This window comes from Caldanaerobacter subterraneus, from assembly GCF_004345675.1.
GTDB lineage: Bacteria > Bacillota > Thermoanaerobacteria > Thermoanaerobacterales > Thermoanaerobacteraceae > Thermoanaerobacter > Thermoanaerobacter subterraneus.
The window spans coordinates 1-3521 of record NZ_SLWU01000060.1 but is presented as its reverse complement, the minus strand read 5'-3'; the positions used below and the strand labels follow the sequence as shown (position 1 = coordinate 3521).

Annotated in this window: 5 protein-coding genes; all 5 read left to right on the top strand. The window is 36.5% G+C overall.

Annotated features, from left to right (window positions below):
- Nucleotides 1-589: IS200/IS605 family accessory protein TnpB-related protein (locus EV203_RS13125; protein WP_165911628.1), on the top strand; the 589-nt coding region annotated here is incomplete at its 5' end.
- A 148-nt stretch (nucleotides 590-737) separates the two neighbouring features.
- Complete coding sequence (thiC, locus tag EV203_RS13120; RefSeq protein WP_132040899.1) at nucleotides 738-2036, top strand: phosphomethylpyrimidine synthase ThiC; 1299 nt, start codon at nucleotides 738-740, stop codon at nucleotides 2034-2036.
- Nucleotides 2037-2154: 118 nt separating this feature from the next.
- Nucleotides 2155-2637: a QueT transporter family protein gene (locus tag EV203_RS13115; protein WP_132040898.1), complete on the top strand. Its 483-nt coding sequence runs from the start codon at nucleotides 2155-2157 to the stop codon at nucleotides 2635-2637.
- Nucleotides 2627-3028 carry a preQ(1) synthase gene (gene queF / locus EV203_RS13110; RefSeq protein ID WP_132040897.1) on the top strand — a complete coding sequence of 134 codons (402 nt, stop codon included), beginning with the start codon at nucleotides 2627-2629 and terminating at the stop codon, nucleotides 3026-3028. The genes EV203_RS13115 and queF overlap by 11 nt, the downstream gene beginning before the upstream one ends.
- Nucleotides 3029-3363: 335 nt before the next feature.
- Nucleotides 3364-3521 (top strand): transposase (locus EV203_RS13105; RefSeq protein ID WP_481752965.1); only part of this gene is annotated, 158 nt, incomplete at its 3' end.

Here is a 3521-nt window from a genome sequence, read left to right as displayed (position 1 = left end):
AGAATTAGAAATAAAAGACAAAGGAAAAAGAGGGGACTTTTCAGGGAGAAAATCAAGAAGGATAAGACATAACTTTAGTTATAAATCACTTCTTTTAAAAATAAAAACACTAGCAAAAAGAGAAGGGATAGAAGTAATAGAAGTCAACCCTTCTTACACCTCAATAATAGGGATGTTAAAATATGCACCGCAGTATATAATAACAAAAGATGTAGCAGCAGCCTATGTAATAGCAAGAAGAGGGTTGGGACTTCAAGAAAAGATACCAGATAATTATATGAAGTTTCTCAACGCATTGACTGTAGATGAATTAGAAGAATTAAAAGAGCATGTAAAGAAAACAGTTAGAAACAAGCATTTAAGAGAGAAACATATAAAGGAGATAAAGAAAGCAATAAAATTTTTGCAAAGCCTTGAGAGTGAGCCAGGAAGGGTGCTAGAACCTCTGGATGGAACAAGTTTTAGTACCTATGATTTTTGGCGAGTTCTCAAGGTAGCGGTGGTAACGCCACTCTCTCCTGAGAAGGTGCCAAGAGACTTCTCTACCCTGAAAGAATTACTAATTCAGGGTAAGTGGAGAGACCCGTAAGGGCGCGAGTTCCTGCTTCTTGGGGCAGGGGCTATGGCTTTCCCAAATACCGCCTGCTGGGGCTGGGAAAGTCTGAAGGGCGGACTACAAATACCCCAGCTATCTAAACTGTACATTTTTGTACAGTTTGGGTAACCAGGTTTTTATTATGACTCAATTAGAATATGCCTTATCAGGCATAATTACAAAAGAGATGAAAATAGTTGCAGACTATGAAGGTGTGTCTGAAGAATTTGTCCTAGAAGGAGTCAAAAAAGGTGAAATAGTAATACCAGCAAATGTTAACCACATAAATCTCGTTCCCAAGGGCATAGGAAAAGGATTGTCAACAAAAGTAAATGCTAACATTGGAACTTCCGATGCCTTTCCTGAAATTGGAAAAGAAATTGAAAAGTTGAAAGTAGCTATAGATGCTGGAGCAGATGCAGTAATGGATTTAAGCACTGGTGGCGATGTTAACAAGTCACGACGAGAAATAATCAAAAACTCATCTGTACCTGTTGGTACAGTGCCTATGTATCAAGCAGCAGTAGAATCTATATCAAGATACGGCAGCATTGTAGCAATGCCTGAGGAATTTATTTTTAAAGTGATAGAAGAACAAGCAAAAGATGGAGTTGATTTCATCACTGTCCACTGCGGTCTTACTTTAGAATCCCTTAAAAGACTTAAAGACAACAAACGAATTATGAATGTAGTAAGTAGAGGAGGAGCTTTTACAATAGCCTGGATGCTTCATAATGAAAAAGAGAACCCCCTTTATCAATATTTTGATAGGCTTTTAGACATAGCAAAGAAATATGATGTAACGCTGAGTCTTGGGGATGGGCTTCGACCAGGATGTCTTGAAGATGCAACCGATGCAGCTCAAATTCAAGAGCTGATAATTTTAGGCGAACTTGTTAAAAAGGCTAGAGAAGCAGGAGTTCAAGTAATGGTAGAAGGACCTGGTCATGTTCCCATTGATCAAATCGAAGCCAATGTAAAACTACAGAAAAGTCTTTGTCACAATGCTCCTTTTTATGTGCTAGGGCCGGTAGTAACAGATATCGCTCCGGGCTACGATCACATCACTGCTGCAATAGGAGGAGCGATTGCTGCTTTTGCAGGAGCAGATTTTCTGTGTTATGTCACCCCTGCAGAACATCTTGGACTTCCTGACGTCCAAGATGTCAAAGAAGGTGTCATTGCTGCTAAAATTGCTGCCCATGCTGCAGATATAGCGAAAGGTATAAAAAAGGCCAGAGAAAAAGATTTAGCTATGGCAAAAGCCAGGGCAAATTTAGACTGGAATGAACAAATACAACTATCCATTGACCCTGAAAAAGCCGAAAAATACCGTGTAACTAAGAATAAGCCTAATGTAAAGACCTGCAGTATGTGTGGGAAATTCTGTGCCATGCAAATAGTGAGTGAATATTTAGGAACTCCTACTACAACTTGCTAAGAGGCTATTTTTTAGTTCAAATTACTCATACAATCATGTTAAAATTAATCGTAGTGAGCAACAAAATGCTCACCTGGGTCGCGGTAACCCCAGTTAACAAAACAAGGGAGGTAATTTTGTGCCCAAAAAAAGAATAAAAGATTTAGCTGAAATTGCTCTTGTTGCAGCAATTTATTTCGCACTCACAATTATATTTTCGTCCATTTCGTTTTTACCCGTTCAATTTCGAGTTGGGGAAATTACGAAATCCATTGTAGTATTCAATAAAAAATATGCTATTTCCATGATGATAGGAAATTTTTTTGCAAATTTGTTTAGCCCATTTGCTGGTGCAATGGAATTAATTTTTATGCCTCTTTCGAACTTAATAGGCTGTACAATTGGATACTACATTGGAAGACTTACTCACAAAGCGATAGGAGCTATATTCATAGCCCTTTGGATTACAGCATCAGTTGCAATTACTTTAAAGGTTTCTGCAGGCATACCATTTATTCCGACTTTCTTAAGCGTGGGAGTAGCGGAAACTGTACTTTTGGTAACTGGATATTTTTTGCTTTTCACAATTGAAAAGAAAGGAGTTGTGAAATTTGACAGATAAATATAAAGAGAGAAGATTTGACATTTACGGTTACGAAAAAATTGACAAAGAAGTTCTAGAATCTATTGAATATGAGTATCCTGAAAAAAATACTATCGTGGAGTATATTACCGATGAATTTTCTTCTGTTTGCCCTTGGACAGGATTACCTGACAATGCAAAACTTACTATAAGGTATATACCCCACAAAAAACTTGTAGAACTTAAATCCTTAAAATATTACCTTACATCTTATAGGAATGTAGGTATATTGCAAGAACATGCAATAAACAGAATTTTAGATGATTTGGTGGAATTCCTGCAGCCAAAATTTATGGAAATAATAGGCGAATTTCAGGAAAGAGGAGGAATAGCTACAAGAATTATAGCAAGGTATGAAGAAGAGGAGTAAATGGAAAGCTGCCTAGGACTTTTTAGGCAGCTTTCCAATTTTGTTCTTCATTCAAATCCTGTCCTAAAATCACCATTTTTTATTATATCTACAGAAACAAAAGTTAAATCTGTATGAGTGTGGGAAAAAGTTGGGTCATAAAAATAAAAAAGAAAATAGCATGTTTATTTGTATTGTTTTTATGTTTGCAAAATGTTTGCAAATTGACTTTTACAAAAAAATAAAAAGGCTTAAAAGCCTTTCAGACTGTTGACAAAATATCGGGAACCCGTTATGATGAAAAGGGTTCCTTGTTTTTTTAGTGGTATGAAGCAAAAGAGGAAAGGAGAAGTAAGATGTTATCAAAGAAACAGGACGCAAGACATCAAATAGAATTTGTAAGCATAGATCAATTAGTTCCAAAAGATCACCTTTTAAGGAAGATAGAAAGAGTTATAGATTTTAGTTTCATATACGATTTAGTAAAAGACAAATATTCCGAAGATCACGGCAG